We start from the raw sequence: 18,996 nt of genomic DNA, 5'->3' as shown, positions 1-18,996 counted from the left end.
AACCAATGTTAAAAAGCATACAAGAATGGGCCGTTTTATTCATCATTGTTTCATTATTAGTTCTTGTAGGGAACTGGATTGGTTATGAAGTGATGCCGCTTGCCGCACTTCCAGGACTGCTCGTGTTGGTGGGACTTGGTATGATTGGGCTAATTATTCATAAAGCCCTTCCGTTTAAAAAGATTCCGAGCGTTGCCTACATCGGAATTCTCGGATTTATTATCACGATTCCGGGCATGCCATTTCAGGAAAAGATTGTGGAGTGGACAGCTCAGGTAAATCTGTTAGCCATCGCTACACCTATTCTTGCCTATGCAGGCATCTCCATTGGCCGCTCATGGACAGACTTCGCAAAGCTTGGTTGGAAAACCATCATCGTCGGCATGTGTGTCCTAGTAGGCAGCTATCTTGGATCTGCCATTATTGCAGAAATTATTTTACGGATACAAGGGGTTATATAGTAAGTGCCTGAAACAGAGGTACAATTGAAATGAAAAGACGACACCCGCTAACTGCTTAAACAGAGATGCGGGTGTCGTCATTTAAACTATCCTAAAAATTCTTTTTTTACAAATTGCAGCGATTCCTGGATGTCTTGGTCCAGTTTGGCCTCGTCGGCATTGTTGGATAAGTCTCGCCAGACTTTAATATCGGAACCTACGATGCCTCCAGGGCGGACAAATGGTTCCATGACGACATAGCCTTGATATCCAATGTCGCGGAGTGCTTGTCCGATTTCTGTCCAAGGCATATGCCCTTTGCCTGGTACTTTACGATTGCATTCCCCGATATGCAAATGGCCTAAATAGTCACCCGTATAACGGATGGCATCTCCAATATGGTCTTCTTCAATGTTCATATGGAAGGTATCCAACATGACTTTAACGTTGTCTTTATCAATATCCTTCACTAATGCCACTGCTTCTTTAGCATCATTTACAAGGAATTGCTCAAATCGATTAAGAGTTTCTACTAATAGTGTTATATCATACTGTTTTGCATAGTCCGCTAATTCTTTCATGCTTTTGATACTTTGTTCACGTGTAGCTGCTTTATTAATTGGTACGCTGTAATCAACCGGCCAATAGGAATAGATTGTCCCGCCAATGTGGTGAATGCCAGCTTTATGAAGATTGTCGAGGATTTTTTTCATAAAGGCAATTCCATGCTGCCGGACGGTTTCATCTTGGGAGGATACGTCATATTCCTTTGGAAGCCCGATGCCGGCAGTTAATTTTATATTGTATTTTTCTGCCTCGGCCTTTAAAGCAAATAACTCTTCATCAGACATTTTTACAATTCCAGCAGCTCCTACTTCCAATACTTCAAAACCAAGGTCAGCCACTTTTTTAACATACTTTAAATAGTTCGTATCCCAATTTTGTTCCCAATACGCAAAATAAGTTCCAAACTTCATTTCTAGCGCCTCCAATAGTTTGTAATGATCTGAATAGTAACCTCGCCGTATAGGGAAGGGTTTCAACTATTCAAGTGGATTTTAACTAGTTTTTTTTGCAGTAATTGAATTAGGTAATGTTTTATGTTACTATGTAGTTACAATACAATATTAGTATGTATGATTAATAATCAATATGCAAGGGATTTAATTCAGATAAAAGATTGATAAATTAAAATGTAAGTGGTTACAATGTTTCTGTACCGGAGCTTTAGGTAGTCCTAAAGTAATTCGTTAACAGTGAATGGAGGGTTTAAGTTGGAAAATGCAAAATTGGATAAGTCAGTTCCGATCCCGCTTTATTTTCAATTGAAAGAACTGATTCTTAAGGAAATAAAAGCTGGTTTGTATAAAATCGGTGATCCTATTCCGACAGAAAATGAAATTAGTGAAATGTTGCAAATCAGCCGAACTACAGTGAGGCAAGCTATCTCGGAACTTGTGCAAGAGGGTTGGCTTTATCGTGTGAAAAGTAAAGGGACATTTGTGACGAAACCGAAAATCAATCAAAGCTTTGTTCAGGCATTGGGGTCATTTAATGATCAGATCGCTCAATTGGGAAGAAAGCCGAGCACAGAACTGCTTGATTTTGAAGTGGTAACCCCGAGTGAAGATGTTGCCGAGGAGCTCAAGCTTATAGAGGGCCAACAGGCCATCTATATTCATCGCCGGCGTTTTGCTGATGAGGATCCAATTGTGATGGTAAAGACATATCTACCTTATGACAAATGTAAATTCGTTTTGGATCACGATTTAGAAAAGGAGTCTTTGTATCCTGTTTTAGGGTCACGTAATGAGACAAGGATTTATAAAATTCGCCGTTATATTGAAGCGGTAAATGCGGATGATTACGATATAAAAAATCTGAATGTTGAAAAAGGTAAAGCAATTCAACAGTTTATTTCAATTGGTTACAACATGTACGACGAGCCGATTGAGTATTCAGTCTCTCGATATCGTGGGGACAGAAATAGATTTGAAGTAATCATTTCTGCTAAACCTTAAAAAACTTCAATCTAAAAAGAGTAATGCTGCGGAATTTGCTATCAACTAGAATGGGGGGCTTGGGGAAATTGAAATATATATTGGCTCATGATTTGGGGACATCAGGAAATAAGGCAACTCTTTTTTCCGAGAATGGTAAATTGATTGGCAGTTATGTTGCTTCCTACCCAACGAATTATTTTAACGGCACATATGCGGAACAAGATGCTGAGGATTGGTGGAATGCAGTCTGTACGACAAGCCGCAATTTAATCAACTCCTTGGAGATTGACCCTGAGGATATTGCTGTAGTCAGCTTTAGTGGACAGATGATGGGCTGCTTATGTGTCGATATAGACGGCAATCCACTAAGGAAGGCGATTATTTGGGCCGATCAGCGTGCCCAAAAGCAGGTTGCGCAAATTGAAGAGCATATTTCACAAAAAGACTTCTATCATATTGTGGGCCATCGGAACACGGCATCTTATGGAATTCAAAAGTTAATGTGGGTCCGTGACAATGAACCGGACATTTATGAGCAAACATACAAAACGTTAAATGCCAAGGACTTCATTGTCGCCCGCCTTACCGGCAAGTTTTATACCGACTACTCAGATGGCAACAGCAATGGCTGTTTCGATTTAGTCAATTTAAAATGGTCCGATGAAATCATCTCCTACGCGGGCATCGATCCTGACAAACTCCCTGAATTGAAACCGTCAACATTTGTTGCCGGAGGGGTGACAAAGAAAGCAGCTGAAGCTACCGGTTTAGCGGAGGGTACACCGGTCGTTATCGGCGGGGGCGATGGTGTAACCGCAAGTGTCGGGGCAGGTTCCATCAGTCCGGGGAAAACGTACTGCTCGCTCGGGACATCCGCCTGGATTACAACGGCATCAGAAAAACCGATTTTTGATGAGGAACTAAGAACGGTTACTTGGGCGCATGTCGTACCAGGATTATATGCTCCTAACGGAACGATGCAAACCGCCGGCGGGGCCTACAGCTGGGTAAAGAACACCATTTGCCAAGCCGAAATCCAGCAAGCGGAACAGACTGGAACTTCTCCATACGATTATATGAATGCCCAAATTGAACAATCGCCAATTGGTTCCAACGGTGTTATCTTCTTGCCGTATATGCTTGGGGAGAGAGCGCCAAGATGGGATGTACACGCCAAAGGTTCGTTTATCGGCTTGAAGCCTGAAAACACAAAAGGAGATATGCTCCGCAGTGTGTTGGAGGGAGTTACGATGAATCTCTCAATTATATTGGATATCCTTCGCACTCAGGTAGATATTGATGAATTGATGGTCATTGGCGGTGGTGCAAAAGGGGAGATTTGGCGGCAGATTATGGCAGACATCTATAATGCCAAAGTCCTCGTCCCTAACGTGTTGGAAGAAGCTGGCAGCATGGGGGCTGCGGTAACAGGCGGCGTTGGGGTTGGTTTGTATAAAGACTTTGATGTGATTGACCAATTTATCCAGGTGAATTCTGTTCAGACGCCTAATCCGGAAGCTGTTTTAGCGTATGGGCCAGTGAAAGAGCTGTTTGACAGCTGTTACTATGGCTTAAAAGATGTTTTTGTGAAAATGGCCTAGACAATTCAAGACAAAACGAGAATAGTGAGAGGACGGAAAAACATATGCCTTTAGTTACACCGGAGAAAATGTTAAAAGATGCGCAAAAAGAGGGGTATGCCGTAGGAGCATTTAACGTCGAAAATTTGGAAATGATTCAGGCAGTCGTAGCGGCAGCGGAAGAATTAAACTCTCCTGTCATTTTGCAAACTTCTGCAAGGGCGGTTCAATATGCAAACGTTGATTTGTTTTACGCACTTGCAAAAGCCGCGGCTGACCAAGCAAGCGTTCCAGTTGCTCTTCATTTGGATCATGGGGATAGTTTCGAGCTTGCCATGAAGGCATTACGCGCCGGATATACATCTGTAATGATTGATGGTTCCAAAGGCTCCTTCGAGTACAATATGAATCTATCAAAAAGAGTAGTGGATGCATGCCTTCCTTCCGGAGTTTGTGTAGAAGCCGAGCTTGGCCATGTTGGCGGCAAGGAAGAGGATGATGATGTTGAGGGTGAAGAAGGATTAACAAAACCGGATGAAGCAAGGGAGTTTGTAGAGAAAACCGGGGTAACCTCTTTAGCGGTGGCGATTGGAACAGCCCATGGTGTGTATAAAGGAGAGCCGAAACTCGATTTGGATCGTTTAAGCAAGATTCGGGAAGCAGTAGATGTTCCATTAGTGCTTCATGGTGGATCTGGTCTTCCCTTAGAAGATATTCAAGCCTGCATCAAACGGGGGATTGCCAAGATAAACTACGCGACTGAACTAAGAATTGCCTTTACTGAGGGTGTCAAACAGGCATTGGCGGACATACCAAACATTATTGACCCGAAAAAATTCACCTCTGTCGGCAGGGAAAAAGTAAAGGAAATGGCGATTGAAAAAATCAAAGAATGCGGTTCGGTTGGCAAAGCCTTCGCTGTTAAAGAAAATATAACTGCTTAAAGAACCGCTCTTTAGAGTGAGGGTGTAAGCATGGAAAAATTATTACTTGGACTTGATATTGGAACATCTTCATGCAAGATTGCGATTTTTACAAAAAGCGGAGAGGTGTTAAGCCAATCCAATCAAGCATATAAGCTGTATTACCCAAACCCGGGGTGGGTTGAACAGGATCCGGAAGAATGGTGGAACGGGGTTTGCCGCGGAATTCGCGAATGTATCCTAGAGGCCGAAATTAACCCTCGGCAGATTGCCGGAATTGGTATTGCCGGGCAAGGATGGTCCGCCATCCCGGTTGATGAACAAGGAAATTGTTTGGCTAAAACACCGATCTGGATGGATACCCGCGCAAAGGATATTGCGGAGCGGGTAATAACGGAAATTGGCGAGGAGAGAATTTTTGAGGTTGCGGGCAATTCCTTTTTGCCATCCTATACGACGCCCAAATTGTTATGGTTCAAGGAAACTATGCCTGAACTCTATGAAAAAACGTATAAGTTTTTGCAGAGTAATAGTTATATTGGCATGAAACTGACTGGAGCCATGTCTTCCGATAAATGCCAAAACTACGGATTGCATTTTTACAATACGAAGACGGGCACATATGATGAAGAGTTGGCGAGTGCTTTAGGGTTATCAATTGATAAGGTCCCGGATATTTTCCAGTGCCATGATATTATTGGAACCGTGACAAAAGAGGCAGCGGCCTTAACAACCTTGGCTGAAGGGACGCCGGTTGTCGCCGGCGGGCTAGATGCCGCATGTGGTACTTTAGGTGCCGGTGTCTACCTGCCAAAACAGACCCAGATCCAGGGAGGCCAGGCTGGGGGGATGAGCGTTTGTGTTGACGAGCCTTTTGTTCATCCGAAATTAATCTTCAGCCCCCACGTCGTTCCGGATCTATGGCTGCTGCAAGGCGGAACTGTTGGCGGCGGTGGCGTTTTGCGCTGGTTTAAACAAGAGTTCGGTGCAGGGGCATCATTTGATGAGTTAACTGCTTTAGCAGCGGAGATTCCCCCAGGGTCAGAGGGAGTAACATTCCTGCCATACATGGCCGGTGAACGTTCGCCAATTTGGAACCCGGATGCGAAAGGGGTCTTCTATGGCCTAAGTTTTGACAAAACAAAAGGACATCTAGTACGGGCGGCTTTGGAAGGCGTTGTATTCTCTGTGTACCATAATCTGAAAGCGGCCGAGGAAGCGGGGGTAAATTTACACGAACTGGATTTGCGGGCAATGGGCGGAGCGGCCAATAGCGAGTTATGGATACAAATTTATGCTGATGTGACGGGCTGCCAAATTAGTGTCCCAACATCTGATACAGCCACAACCCTTGGCGCTGCGCTGCTGGCTGGAGTCGGTACAGGATTATACCGTGATTTTGCCGACGCTGTGGGTGAAACCGTGAAAATAACACGGGTGCAGTCACCAGATATGAATCATCATCAACAGTATCAAAAGTCAATGGACTTATATTTGGAACTATATGAAAGCTTAAAGAATACTTTCAGTTCCTATAATCGACAGTAGGAAGGGCGAGACATCATGAAAGCAGGAGTACTTCATGCAAGAGAGGACATTAAATATGAGGAAATCCGAACCCCCTCTCCGAAGGCAGGTGAAGTATTAATCAAGGTGAAATATACCGGAATCTGCGGTTCGGATATCCCGCGAGTAAATGGAAATGCATCCCACTACTATCCCAATGTGTTGGGGCATGAATTTTCCGGTGTTGTGGCGAAGCTCGGCGAAGGTGTGGAAACATTAAAAGTGGGCGATAAGGTTGCCGGCGTTCCGCTCGTTCCATGTATGGAATGTGAAGACTGTGAAAAAGGGGATTACGCGCTTTGCAAGCATTATAGTTTTATAGGATCAAGGCAATTTGGCAGTTTCGCGGAATACGTCGTTGTCCCGGAAAAAAACGCGGTAAAATTTGATGATTCCATTAGCTTTGAACATGGAGCTTTTTTTGAACCGATTACAGTTGCCTTGCATGGCTTAAATCGTTTGGACTATAAGCCTGGAGGTACGGTAGCGATTTTGGGCTGCGGCACGATCGGATTATTTACGATGCAGTGGGCTAAGATTTTTGGCGCCAAGAAGATTGTGGTCTTTGACATTAACGAGGAGCGTTTGGTACTTGCAAGGAAATACGGTGCGGATGAAGGGATTAATACACTTAGCGAAGGCTTTATTGAACAGGCCAAAGCTCTGACGAACGGAAGAGGGTTCGATTATGTTTATGAAACGGCCGGTAGTACGAAGACAATAAAGATGGCGTTTGATTTAGTGGCCAACAAAGGCGGGGTTTGTTTGATTGGAACGCCTACGACAGAGCTCTCATTTACGGTTGAAGAGTGGGAGCAATTAAATAGGAAGGAATTTAATTTAACCGGATCCTGGATGTCCTATAGCAATGAGTTCCCTGGCAAGGAATGGGAGTTGACGGCCCAATATATCCGAGATGGAGAATTTAAGCTGGATGAATCGCTTGTTTTCAAAAAGCTTCCGTTAAGTAAAATTGATGAAGCTTTTAACATGTACAAAACCCCTGGTGTTGTAAAAGCAAAAATCTTAATTGACAGTGAACAATAAATTGGTTTTAGGAAGAAGAAGGGGTTAAAAATGATTACAACCGTTACGTTAAATGTGGCTATTGATAAGTCATACGTCATCGACGAGTTAAAACCGGGGCAAGTGATGCGTGTACAACAGTGCACGAAAACGCCCGGCGGAAAAGGCTTAAACGTTGCGAGGGTCATTAAACTTTGCGGTGAAGAGGTGTTGGCAACGGGATTTGTTGGCGGACATGCCGGTGCCTATATCGAGGATTTGCTGCGCGAACAACAAATTCGCTTCGACTTTTCCCACACTGCCCAAGAGACGAGAACATGCATCAATATTTTGGACAGCAACTGGAATTCAACAGAGTTTTTGGAACCGGGAGAGCCTGTTACCGAGGCGGAACTGCAAGATTTTCTTGGCAAATTTGCCGCAGTGATTGAAAAAAGTGATGTAATTACCATCTCCGGAAGTGCGCCCAAAGGGGTAGGAACAGATATTTATGCCAAATTAGTGTCCATTGTGAAAGAAAAAGGGAAAAAAGTGATCCTTGATACGAGCGGTGGCTTGTTAAAAGAAGGGATTAAAGCCTGTCCTACGATCATCAAGCCGAATCGTGAAGAAGTCGAGGCGTTATTAAACATTTCAGTCGATGACTTTGTAGCGCTAGTGGATGGGGCAAAAAGGCTACAGCAGAAGGGAATTGAAATGGTTGTTGTTTCACTTGGCAAGGAGGGGGCATTACTGGTCACGGAAGATGCTGTTTACCATGGTAAACCTCCTAAGTTAAACCCTGTCAATACAGTGGGTTCAGGGGATTCGATGGTCGCAGCTTTTGCGGTTGGGCTGGCACGAAACCTTCCTGTAGAAGATATGCTTCGATATGCCATTTCGGTGTCGGCTGCCAATACACTAACAATGACAACCGGCAGTTTTAAGGAAGAGGATAGGCAAAATCTTTATCACCAAGTAACCATTAACCGGTTATGAGAAATATACCGTTTGAAGGGGGATGTTTTCCATGGATATGTTGAAAAAATTATTCTCACTAGAAGGCAAGGTTGTCTTAATCACCGGAGGAGCACAAGGAATTGGGAAAGCAGTAGCAGAACATATTGCCGCAGTTGGGGCAGATCTTGTTATTTTTGACAAGCAGGGTGAAAAGGCACAGGCTGCAGCAAAAGCGATTTCCAAGGAATATCAACGGAAAGCAATCGCCTTCGAAGTAGATGTGACGAAACCGGAAGAGATTGCTGCTGCGATTGAAAAAGCCGATGCTGAAATGGGAAAACTGGACCTGCTGTTTAACAATGCAGGAATTGTTTTGCAAAAGCCTGTTGTTGATTTAGAGCCAAATGAGTGGCTGAAAGTTATCGATGTCAATTTAAACGGTATTTTCTTTGTAGCCCAGGCATTTGGCCGATATTTGATTTCCCGCAATAAAGAAGGTGCGATTGTCAATACAGCGTCCATGTCAGGAACGATTGTCAATTATCCGCAGCGCCAGGCTTCTTATAATACTTCTAAAGCAGCTGTCGTTCAATTAACGAAATCGTTGGCTGTAGAATGGGCAGATAAAGGGATCCGCGTCAATTGCATCAGCCCAGGTTATATCTTTACCGAGTTGACATCATTTGTTCGCGAGGATTGGCAAGATTTATGGAAAGAATTAACGCCAACGAAACGGATGGGTAAGCCGGAAGAATTAGCAGGCGCGGTCATTTACTTATTATCAGATTCGGCTTCTTTTGCCACAGGTACTGATTTGATTATTGACGGCGGTTTTACGATTGTGTAACAGGTCAATCCTCGATAAAGGAGACTAAAAAATGGTTGATAGTATTATATTCGACTTGGATGGTACTCTTTGGGATACTACCCATGTCGGAGCTATGATTTGGTCGGAATCGGCTGCCCGGCATGGTGTCGACTTGCAAGTGACGGTTGAGCAGTTAAAAGGCTTGTATGGATTACCGACAGAAGTGATTGCGAAAGAACTATTTCCAGATGCTCCGGAGCAAGTCGCCTTGGACATCATGGCAGAAAGCTGCGAAAACCAATGTCCTTATCTTGAAAAGGATGGCGGTATTCTCTTCCCGTATTTCTTTGAGACACTCAACGATTTGCGGAAAAACTATCGTCTCTTTATCGTTAGTAATTGCCAGGAAGGCTATATCCAATGCTTTATTAAAGGGAACCGCTTGGAAGGGTATTTTGAAGACTTTGAATATCCAGGCAGGACGGGCCAGTCAAAAGCAGAGAATATCCGTCTAATTATGAATCGTAACCAATTAAAGAAATCGATCTATGTTGGCGATACGGCAGGAGACAGCCATGCGGCAAAGGAAGCCGGTATTCCGTTCGTGTTTGCCAGATATGGATTTGGTACTGTAGAGAAGTTCGATGCCGTGATTGATTCTTTGAAGGAATTGCCAGGCCTTCCGTTGCTTCGCCAAAGATTTTTGTGACGAAGTTTTAAGGTATTGTAAAATAGCAACTCAGGACTATGGAAGTATAACAATAAATGGTTTTTAATAAATAGAGCAAATATCAAACGTTTATTATGATATTTTGATATAATGAATGTAAGCGCTAATAAGATTAAAATTTTTTTGAAATCAGAATATTGATAACGGTAACAATTTCATGTATAGTATGTATAAACATAACATTGTAATGTAGTAACAATATTATGTATGTATCTAATAACTTTCATAGGGGGAATAACAGATGAGACAGAAAGGTTTATTTAGGTTTATTCTTGTTCTCGCAATGGCAATGTTGGTGGTAGCTGGATGTTCATCAAGTGATTCAGCATCCGGGAAGTCGGATAACGAGTTTAAAGTAGGATTTGCTATTAAAACTCAAGACTCACCATATTTTGTATCGCTTGTAAACGCTGTCAAGGAATATGGAAAAGCTGAAGGTTGGAAAGTTACGGTTCTTGATGCAAATGGTGATACAGCTAAAGAAGCTGAAAACATGGAAACTCTTATTGCTCAAGGAATGGATCTTATTTTCTTAGATAGCGTTGAACCTGATGCAGCGGTTCCAAGCATCAATAAAGCCGCTGACGCTGAAATCCCTGTTATCAACCTTGATAGCGGTGTTGGAGAAGGAGCCAAGGACGTTACAACTGTATACTCAGACAACAAGCAAAACGGCCGCTTAGTCGGGCTTGCATACGCTGAAAAAATGGGTGATGAAGAAATCAAGGCTATTATCCTAAGCGGTGCGAAAGGTAACGTAGCGGGTGACGAAAGAAGAACTGGATTATTTGCCGGCATCATTGAAGGCAGAACCGGCGTATCCGAAGAAGAAGCATGGAAACAAGCGGATGCATTGGATGATGAATTAGGGAAAAAAGGTAAAGCGACACATGAGGCTGCCAAATTTACACTAGCTGGACAAGGCTGGGGCGCTTGGACAGCGGAAAAAGGCCTGACAGCAGCAGAGGACTTAATCACTGCAAACCAGGACTTGACTACCGTATTAGGTGAAAATGACCAAATGTTGTTTGGTGCAATGACTGCTCTTAGCAATGCCGGCATCGAAGGCGTTGATATCGTAGCGGCTGCTGATGGTGCTAAAGAAGCTTATGACTTAATTAAAGAAGGCAAATATTTTGCAACAGGTGAAAACAGCCCAACTAAAGTTGCACAGTTAGGCGTTCAAATTGCAAAGGAAATTCTAGTAGATGGAAAAGATCCTTGGGGCTATCCGGATATCTCGTTAACTGAGCCGGCAGCTGTTACACAAGAAAACGTCGATGAATACTATGAATACGGTTTCTAATAAAAACTTAGATTGGTAGATTAGGAATTGAAAGACGTTAAGCTGAAAAAATCCTCCTTGGCACAAAGAGGAGGATTTTTTTCTACTATTATTACTGCTATAGAAAGGAGAGAACCAGAGGATGCAGAATGATTACATCGTAGAAATGAGTAATATTTCAAAACATTTTGGTGGGGTTAAAGCATTGACAGATGTTTCGATGGGCATTAAAAAAGGAGAAATCCATGCTCTGATTGGTGAAAATGGCGCAGGTAAATCCACTTTAATGAAAATTCTGGCTGGTGCTTATCAGAAAGATGAAGGCCAGATATTAATCGAAGGTAAAGAAGTGAAGATCGCATCACCTAAAAATGCAATGGATCTTGGTATCTCAGTTATCTATCAAGAGTTCATGCTCGCACCGGACCTTTCAGTAGCAGAGAATATTTTTATTGATAAACTCGTTGAATCAGGAATGTTTATCAATTGGAAATCTTTGAAGCGCAGAGCAAAGGAACAATTGGTTAAATTAGGATTCGAAGATATCGATCCTGATGCAAAAGTAGGAAGTTTAAGTGTAGCTTATCAACAGATAGTTGAAATTTGTAAATGTTTAACTAGAAATTCCAAAGTTTTGGTTTTTGATGAACCAACGGCGGTTTTGACTTTTTCAGAAATTCAAAAGCTGTTTGATATTATAAGGAAGTTGAAAAATAACGGTGTAAGTATTGTTTACATATCGCACCGTTTGGAAGAATTGCTTGAATTAAGTGATCGTATCACTGTACTAAAAGACGGAAAATATGTGGACACAGTTGTCACTTCATCTATAAATAAAGAACAATTGGTTTCCATGATGGTAGGCCGCGAAATTACTCATTTATTCCCTGAAAGACATGCGAAAATCGGCGAGGAAATTTTAAGAGTAGAAAACCTCTCAGCCGGCAGTATGGTGAATGATGTGAGCTTTTCAGTCAGAAGAGGAGAGGTTGTTGGGTTTAGCGGTTTAGTGGGATCCGGCCGAACAGAGACGATGCGGGCCATTTTTGGAGCAGATAAAAGGGATTCTGGCAAAGTTATTTATTTTGGCAAAGAAGTTCATTTCAAAGACCCTAGAGAAGCAATTAAAAATGGGCTTGGCCTTCTTACTGAGGATCGGAAAAAACAAGGCTTGCTGCTGGAACAGAGCATTCGAATCAATACAACTTTAGCTTCACTGTCTAAAGTCAAAAAACTGGATATTATTAATCATAAGAAAGAAAAAAGCTATGTAAAGGAATTATTGGCAGACATTTCAACGAAGTACGGTTCGACCGAGCATAATGCCAATAGCCTGAGCGGGGGGAATCAACAGAAAATCGCTCTTGCTAAATGGCTTGCTGCCGACTGTAAACTGATTATTTTTGATGAGCCGACTCGCGGTGTAGACGTTGGGGCAAAGACAGAAATCTATAGGATTATCAACCGAATTGCCGAAGAAGGGGTAGGCGTTATCGTTATTTCTTCTGAAATGACGGAAATTATTGGGATATGTGACCGTGCGATTGTTATGCGCAATGGATCTGTCGAAGGGGAAGTAAAAAAATCAGACTTAAGTGAAAATAACTTAATTAAACTGGCGATGGGGGTTTAAACGATCATGGCTAACTTAGAATTGGGACAAGCACAGTCAGTAAGTACAAGAAAGCGATTCGATTTTAAACAATTTTTAATCGATAACAATACTTATATCATCTTGCTAGTGTTAGTGATTATCAGTAGTTTACTTTCGGACACGTTTTTAACTTCGATGAATATACGGAATATCTTCCTACAACAAGCTGGGCCAATTTTAGTCGCAGTTGGTATGCTTTTCGTCATCATGACCGGAGGCATTGACTTATCCGTTGGTTCCGTTATGGCCGTTGGGGCAACCGTTTCCTCGATTTTGATTACCGATTTCGGAATGCACTTTTTACCAGCGATGCTAGTGGCGATGACAGTTGGATTGGTTTTTGGAATTTTCTCGGGAGTGTTGGTTGCATACGGAAATTTCCAAGGTTTCGTGGCAACATTGGCAACGATGGTTATCGCTCGGGGGGTCTCTTTTGTATTAACAAATGGAACCCCAGTTAAATTACAAATCGGCACTTTGGACAAGCTTGTCAGCCGTGAATTTTTCTTTCCTATTATTATTATCGCAGCAGCTTTAGTGATTATTTTTGCCTTAATCCAAAAATTTACCGGATGGGGACGACTCGTTATCGCCATTGGTAGTAACCCAACAGCGGTTCAGCTTGCTGGTATCCGTACGAAACGTTATATCACATCAACTTACGCGGTTGCAGGTGTACTTTCAGCTTTAGCTGGAATCTTTATTGCAGCAAGGTCGTCAACTGGTAGCGCAACAGTCGGTATGGGACAAGAGCTCGATGCAATTGCAGCTTGTGTAATTGGTGGTGCAAGCCTTGCAGGAGGTAAAGGATGGGTTACCAAAACGGTAGCGGGTGCCCTTATCCTTGCATTGATCGGTAATATTATGAACCTAATGGCAGTCCCTTCGTATCCGCAGGATATTATTAAAGGTTTAATCATTATCGCGGCTGTTTTCTTGCAAATCCTTACAGATAAGTCTGAAAAGGCAGTTTAATTGCCAAAGGAGAAGATTAGATGAAAACCCTTGTGGTAGATGCTCATGGCAAGTTAGAGGTAAAGGAAGTTCCGATTCCCCGTTACCACTCGAAACAGGCACTCGTGAAAACAATTAGCTGCGGAATATGTGGTACGGATGCCACCATTATTAAAACTGCCTTTAAAGGATTTTCAAAGGAAGCGTATCCGGTCATGCTCGGTCATGAAGCGGTAGGTGAAGTGGTTGAAGTGGGTTCCGAAGTTACCAGCTTTAAAGTTGGCGATATTGTCTTGCTTCCGTTTACGGATGCAGATCCCGAACTTTATGGTTCTTTAGGTTCCGCATGGGGTGCCTTCAGTGAGTACGGTGTCATCCATGATAAGGCAGCCTATAAGGATGAGCCCATCCCGGAAGCGGCTTATGCGCAGCAGATTGTTCCTCAAGATATTGACGCTTTAGATGCTGCCATGCTTGTTACCTTGAGGGAAGTATATAGTACACTTACCTATTTTGGCATTCAGCCACATGATAGTGTTGTCGTATTCGGCAGCGGTCCCGTCGCCACAACTTTTATCAAGCTAATGAGTTTAATGGGTAATCAGTCCGTGATTGGCATTGCCAGAAGTGAAGAAAAGAAACAAATTTTATTGGATAGTGGGGCCGCAATTGCCTTAAACAGCCGTGAATGCGACATCAAAAATGAAATTCGAAAAATCCACCCGGATGGGGTCAAGTATGTGCTCGATGCCGTCGGTTCTACGGAAATCATCAATCAGGCAATGGAATTGCTCGCCGATCGCGGTGAAATTCTTTGTTATGGCGTACCAAGAACGGACAACATGCAGTTAGATTGGAAAAAAGCCCCATACAATTGGAAGCTTAACTTCCAACAAATGCCTTCTAAATTGGAGGAAGGTGAAGCTTACGAACAAATTTTAACTTGGATTAGAGAAGGTAAGCTGAACCTGAAAGAATTTATTTCAGATTACTTCCCATTCGAAAACATATTGCAGGCCTTCCAGCAGTACTTGGAACATAAGGTGCAAAAGAAGGCTGTGATTACTTATCGCTGATAGTTTGAAATGATTTCATAATAAGGGAGACGAAAAACAATGCTTCAAGCGATTATGGTTGAACCAGGGAAGATTGAATTTAATGATGTTCCGGTACCGGAAGTGAAGCCAAATCAAATCAAAATTAAGATGAAACGCATTGGGGTTTGCGGCTCTGATATTCACGTCAATCATGGGAAACATCCATTTACCAGTTATCCGGTTGTTCAGGGGCATGAGGTTTCTGCAGAGGTTGTCGAAGTTGGAAGCGAGGCAACGAATGTAAAAGTAGGAGACAAGGTTACCATCCAGCCTCAAGTGGTCTGCGGTACATGCTATCCATGCACACACGGCCTTTATAATGACTGTGAAGAATTAAAAGTAATGGGTTTCCAGACTACCGGTATGGCGAGTGAATATTTTGTTGTCGATGCCGATAAAGCGCTGGCTTTGCCGAAAGAAATGAGCTGGGATCACGGTGCGATGATTGAGCCGCTTGCTGTCGCTGTTCATGCGATTAGACGCGCAGGTGATGTAACAGGCAAAAAAATAGTCGTGTTGGGCGGCGGCCCAATTGGCAACTTAACAGCCCAAACAGCGAAAGCGATGGGAGCAGAAGCTGTTCTTGTGTCTGAATTAAGCCCATATCGCCTTGAACTGGCACAAAAGTGTGGCCTCGGAATTGTGGATGCCAAAAACGAAGATTTAGCTGAAACTATCCTTAAGCATTTTGGAACTGACCGGGCTGATATTATTTTTGAATGCATTGGAATTAACGCCACCATTAACCAAGCCATCGAAACTGCCCGCAAAGGCAGCACAATCGTCGTTGTCGGGGTAGTCGGTGAATTAGGCAAAGTGAATATGGGGATTGTTCAAGACCATGAACTTTCCTTACTCGGCAGTGCGATGTATCGTGAAGAGGATTATATCAAAGCAATTGAGCTTGTAAATGCTGGCCTGATTGAATTTGAATCGTTAATCACCCATCGTGTAAAATTTTCGGATTATCCGGAAGCATATAGGATTGTTGATGAGCAAAAAGATTATGCGATGAAGGTTATGATTGATATGGAATAATGCTGAATATCCACGTTTTTACGTGGATTGTTTTTTCAAAAAGCTGTTTAGCGAGGAGCTCCAGGCATACACATCCTGCTGAATGTTAAAATTGACAAATAATTTGGTTAGCTTTAAGATAAAGTTGTCATTATGTTGTTATGTTACTACATAATAGAATCGAGTTGATCAGGAGTATAGGTATGTCTATATTATTTGAAAAAACATTGAATAAAGCGATTCCAACTCCCTTATATTTTCAGTTAAAAGAAATTATGTTGGATTATATTCTCCATAACCATGATAATTTGGAAGTGCCGATCCCAACCGAGCATGAAATCAGCCAGCACTTTCAAATCAGCCGCCCGACGGTCAGGCAGGCTATTAATGAATTGGTGTTTGAAGGATACTTGTATCGAATAAAAGGGAAGGGGACATTTATTTCCCGCCCGAAAATCCAACAGGAATTTCTGAAGGTGTTAGACAGTTTTAATAATGAAATTAAAAGTAAGGGCATGCTCCCATCAACGAAAGTTCTTGGCATCACAACAGTAACGAGTGATAAACCGGTAAGTAAGGCTTTAAGGATACCGGAGGGCGAAAAGGTCATCAAGCTGCAAAGATTGCGGTTTGCCAATGAAGATCCCATTGTATTTGTCGACACCTATTTGCCATACACTTACTGTCAATTCCTTCTTAATAAAAACCTGGAACAGGAATCTTTGTATGAGCTTATTGAAAGGAAATTAACCTGCCGTATTTCAAAGGCGACGAGAAAATTGGAAGCGACCTTGGCAGGTGATTACGAAGCACAATTGCTCAATGTAAAACATGGAGCGCCCATCCAGTTAATTAAAAGTATTACGTTTTTATCGAACGGAATCCCGATTGAATATTCACATGCTAAATATCGCGGGGACCGCAATAGCTTCACATTTGAAATGAGCCGTTAATATTTTTTTATGGTCTTATGTAATGACATAATTACATAATTACAAAATTATGGAATAGATTCATAAATAACCTGATGGGGTGAGGATGACATGGCAGAAAAAATTTTAATTACGCCAAAATCATTTAAGAACTACAAAGAAAAAGCCCATAAAATGCTGCAGGAACATGGTTATGAAATCATTGAAAATAATTTAGGCAGAACGATGACGGAAGAAGAAATCATCGAAGCGGCACAAGACAATGTTGTCGGCATTATTATCGGTGTCGATCCGCTTTCAGCTAATGTTCTGGAACAATGTAAACACCTCCGTGCCATCTCAAAATATGGAGTAGGTATGGACAATATAGACTTAAAACGGGCGGCAGAGTTAGAGATTCCTGTGAAAAATGCTGTCGGCACCAATTCGATTTCCGTAGCTGAGCACACAATCGGGCTCATGTTTGCAGCCGCAAGACATATTCCATCAGTAGCTGCCGGCGTGAAGGCAAACGGTTGGAATCGCACGATTGGCTTTGAATTAACTAATAAACAGCTGGGCATCGTCGGTGGCGGGCAAATCGGAAAAGAGGTTGCCAAACGGGCTGTTGGACTTGGAATGAAAGTAACAATTTATGATCCATACTTCAATGATCAGGAATTTCTTGAAGCCTATGGGGTAGAAAGGCAATTGGATTTGGATGAATTATTAAAATCAGCAGATATTGTTACTCTTCATTTGCCGGCAACCGAAGATACGAAAGGCCTGATCAATTCCGAAACGTTGAAACTGATGAAACCTTCCGCGGTTCTTATTAATACTGCACGCGGAGAGCTGGTCGATGAAGCTGCCCTTTACGATGCTCTAGCCAACGGAAAACTGGGCGTGGCGGCGCAGGATGTGTACTCGATGGAACCTCCAAAACAGGGTGATCCATTAGTAGCTTTGCCGAATTTCATCCTGACACCACATGTCGGTGCTTACACGCATGAGGCGGTTGAACGGATGGCAATGGTTTCAACGGAAAACCTGCTCAACATGCTTGCACAAAAGGAACTTGTTAAATGAAAAAGGCTGTCATAAATACAGTCACTGGGCCGATTGCACCGGAGGATATCGGTTTTTGCCACAGTCATGAGCATCTTTTTCTAAAGGATGGAGTATCAGCTACAATCGACCCGGCATTGCGAATAGATGACTTTGATAAAACGGTTGAAGAATTACGATTGTTTAAAGCGGTCGGCGGAAAGACGATTGTCGACGCCCAACCGGTAGGAAGCGGCCGCCATAGCCAATGGCTGATGGAAGCATCAAGGCAAACGGGTGTGCAAATCGTTGCCTCCACCGGTTTCCATAAACTGATTTTTTACCATGAAAACCACTGGATCCGGACGGCGGACGCCGATAAACTAACACAATTATTTATCGATGAATTGGAAAATGGGATGTACACAGATGGCGAGGAAGCATGGCCGGAGGTACAAATAGCGGCCAAAGCCGGGATTATCAAAACGGCATCTGATTTAGATGGTGTAGGCGGGCCGCTCTACCGGCTTTTCAAAGCAGCTGCTCAAGCTGCGGTGGAAACCGGTGCACCGATCATGAGCCATACGGAAATGGGGCGGGCAGCCCTTGATCAGATCAAGCTTTATACCGATCTTGGAGTCGCACCGGACAAATTAATCATCTGCCATTTGGACCGGAAGATGGACAATATCGATTATGCGCTCCATGTAGCTGGGACAGGGGTTTATGTGGAACTGGATACGATTGGCCGCTTTAAATATCATTCCGATGAAGAGGAAGTACAGTTTATTTTAAAACTACTGGAGGCAGGCTTTGAGGATCAGCTGCTGCTCGGGCTCGATACGACTCGAAAACGATTGAAAAGCTATGGCGGTGAACTTGGTTTGGATTATTTAACAACCTCGTTTTTGCCAAAACTCGAACAGAGCGGTGTTTCAAAAACCGTTATTAACAAAATGATGCGCGACAATCCTGCAAAAGCATTTAGCAATAGTTGTGAACACAATCATTTATAA

Annotated in this window: 18 protein-coding genes; 17 read left to right on the top strand and 1 reads right to left on the bottom strand. The window is 42.8% G+C overall.

Annotated features, from left to right (window positions below; genetic code table 11):
- Nucleotides 1-5: 5 nt before the first annotated feature.
- On the top strand, nucleotides 6-461 hold the full coding sequence (locus tag RB160_RS05225; RefSeq protein ID WP_316569178.1) for a hypothetical protein: 456 nt from the start codon (nucleotides 6-8) through the stop codon (nucleotides 459-461).
- An 86-nt stretch (nucleotides 462-547) separates the two neighbouring features.
- On the opposite strand, the gene RB160_RS05220 is transcribed toward RB160_RS05225, so the two are convergent.
- Nucleotides 548-1,417 carry a D-psicose 3-epimerase gene (locus RB160_RS05220; protein WP_316569177.1) on the bottom strand — a complete coding sequence of 290 codons (870 nt, stop codon included), beginning with the start codon at nucleotides 1,415-1,417 and terminating at the stop codon, nucleotides 548-550.
- A 297-nt stretch (nucleotides 1,418-1,714) separates the two neighbouring features.
- Between RB160_RS05220 and RB160_RS05215 the strand changes: the two genes are divergently transcribed.
- The 16 genes from RB160_RS05215 (at nucleotide 1,715) to RB160_RS05140 (ending at nucleotide 18,996) form a co-directional block, all read left to right on the top strand.
- Nucleotides 1,715-2,461, top strand: a complete 747-nt coding sequence (locus RB160_RS05215) for a GntR family transcriptional regulator (protein ID WP_316569176.1) — start codon at nucleotides 1,715-1,717, stop codon at nucleotides 2,459-2,461.
- 68 nt (nucleotides 2,462-2,529) lie between these two features.
- A complete protein-coding gene (xylB, locus tag RB160_RS05210; protein WP_316569175.1) occupies nucleotides 2,530-4,044 on the top strand; it encodes a xylulokinase in 1,515 nt (504 codons plus the stop codon).
- 44 nt (nucleotides 4,045-4,088) lie between these two features.
- Nucleotides 4,089-4,967: a class II fructose-bisphosphate aldolase gene (locus RB160_RS05205; RefSeq protein ID WP_316569174.1), complete on the top strand. Its 879-nt coding sequence runs from the start codon at nucleotides 4,089-4,091 to the stop codon at nucleotides 4,965-4,967.
- Between the two features lie 30 nt (nucleotides 4,968-4,997).
- Nucleotides 4,998-6,494 (top strand): xylulokinase, encoded by a 1,497-nt coding sequence (locus RB160_RS05200; RefSeq protein ID WP_316569173.1) that lies wholly within the window; start codon nucleotides 4,998-5,000, stop codon nucleotides 6,492-6,494.
- A gap of 15 nt (nucleotides 6,495-6,509) precedes the next feature.
- Nucleotides 6,510-7,559: a galactitol-1-phosphate 5-dehydrogenase gene (locus RB160_RS05195; protein ID WP_316569172.1), complete on the top strand. Its 1,050-nt coding sequence runs from the start codon at nucleotides 6,510-6,512 to the stop codon at nucleotides 7,557-7,559.
- A 30-nt stretch (nucleotides 7,560-7,589) separates the two neighbouring features.
- Nucleotides 7,590-8,516, top strand: a complete 927-nt coding sequence (gene pfkB, locus RB160_RS05190; RefSeq protein ID WP_316569171.1) for a 1-phosphofructokinase — start codon at nucleotides 7,590-7,592, stop codon at nucleotides 8,514-8,516.
- Between the two features lie 31 nt (nucleotides 8,517-8,547).
- Entirely contained in the window at nucleotides 8,548-9,324 is a 777-nt protein-coding gene (locus RB160_RS05185) for a glucose 1-dehydrogenase (protein WP_316569170.1), read from the top strand.
- A 31-nt stretch (nucleotides 9,325-9,355) separates the two neighbouring features.
- Nucleotides 9,356-9,994, top strand: coding sequence for an HAD family hydrolase (locus RB160_RS05180; RefSeq protein ID WP_316569169.1), 639 nt, complete (start codon nucleotides 9,356-9,358; stop codon nucleotides 9,992-9,994).
- Between the two features lie 262 nt (nucleotides 9,995-10,256).
- On the top strand, nucleotides 10,257-11,321 hold the full coding sequence (locus RB160_RS05175) for a substrate-binding domain-containing protein (RefSeq protein WP_316569168.1): 1,065 nt from the start codon (nucleotides 10,257-10,259) through the stop codon (nucleotides 11,319-11,321).
- A gap of 121 nt (nucleotides 11,322-11,442) precedes the next feature.
- Nucleotides 11,443-12,933, top strand: a complete 1,491-nt coding sequence (locus tag RB160_RS05170; RefSeq protein ID WP_316569167.1) for a sugar ABC transporter ATP-binding protein — start codon at nucleotides 11,443-11,445, stop codon at nucleotides 12,931-12,933.
- Between the two features lie 6 nt (nucleotides 12,934-12,939).
- Entirely contained in the window at nucleotides 12,940-13,929 is a 990-nt protein-coding gene (locus tag RB160_RS05165) for an ABC transporter permease (RefSeq protein WP_316569166.1), read from the top strand.
- Nucleotides 13,930-13,949: 20 nt separating this feature from the next.
- On the top strand, nucleotides 13,950-14,984 hold the full coding sequence (locus RB160_RS05160; protein WP_316569165.1) for a zinc-dependent alcohol dehydrogenase: 1,035 nt from the start codon (nucleotides 13,950-13,952) through the stop codon (nucleotides 14,982-14,984).
- Between the two features lie 39 nt (nucleotides 14,985-15,023).
- On the top strand, nucleotides 15,024-16,043 hold the full coding sequence (locus RB160_RS05155) for a zinc-dependent alcohol dehydrogenase (protein ID WP_316569164.1): 1,020 nt from the start codon (nucleotides 15,024-15,026) through the stop codon (nucleotides 16,041-16,043).
- A 182-nt stretch (nucleotides 16,044-16,225) separates the two neighbouring features.
- Complete coding sequence (locus RB160_RS05150) at nucleotides 16,226-16,975, top strand: GntR family transcriptional regulator (protein WP_316569163.1); 750 nt, start codon at nucleotides 16,226-16,228, stop codon at nucleotides 16,973-16,975.
- 90 nt (nucleotides 16,976-17,065) lie between these two features.
- Nucleotides 17,066-18,022 carry a phosphoglycerate dehydrogenase gene (locus tag RB160_RS05145; RefSeq protein ID WP_316569162.1) on the top strand — a complete coding sequence of 319 codons (957 nt, stop codon included), beginning with the start codon at nucleotides 17,066-17,068 and terminating at the stop codon, nucleotides 18,020-18,022.
- Complete coding sequence (locus tag RB160_RS05140; RefSeq protein ID WP_316569161.1) at nucleotides 18,019-18,996, top strand: phosphotriesterase family protein; 978 nt, start codon at nucleotides 18,019-18,021, stop codon at nucleotides 18,994-18,996. The genes RB160_RS05145 and RB160_RS05140 overlap by 4 nt, the downstream gene beginning before the upstream one ends.

The sequence above is a fragment of the Neobacillus sp. YIM B06451 genome (assembly GCF_032667185.1).
GTDB lineage: Bacteria > Bacillota > Bacilli > Bacillales > Cytobacillaceae > Bacillus_D.
Note: the sequence above shows the minus strand (reverse complement) of the source record. Positions and strands in the feature narration are given on the sequence as shown.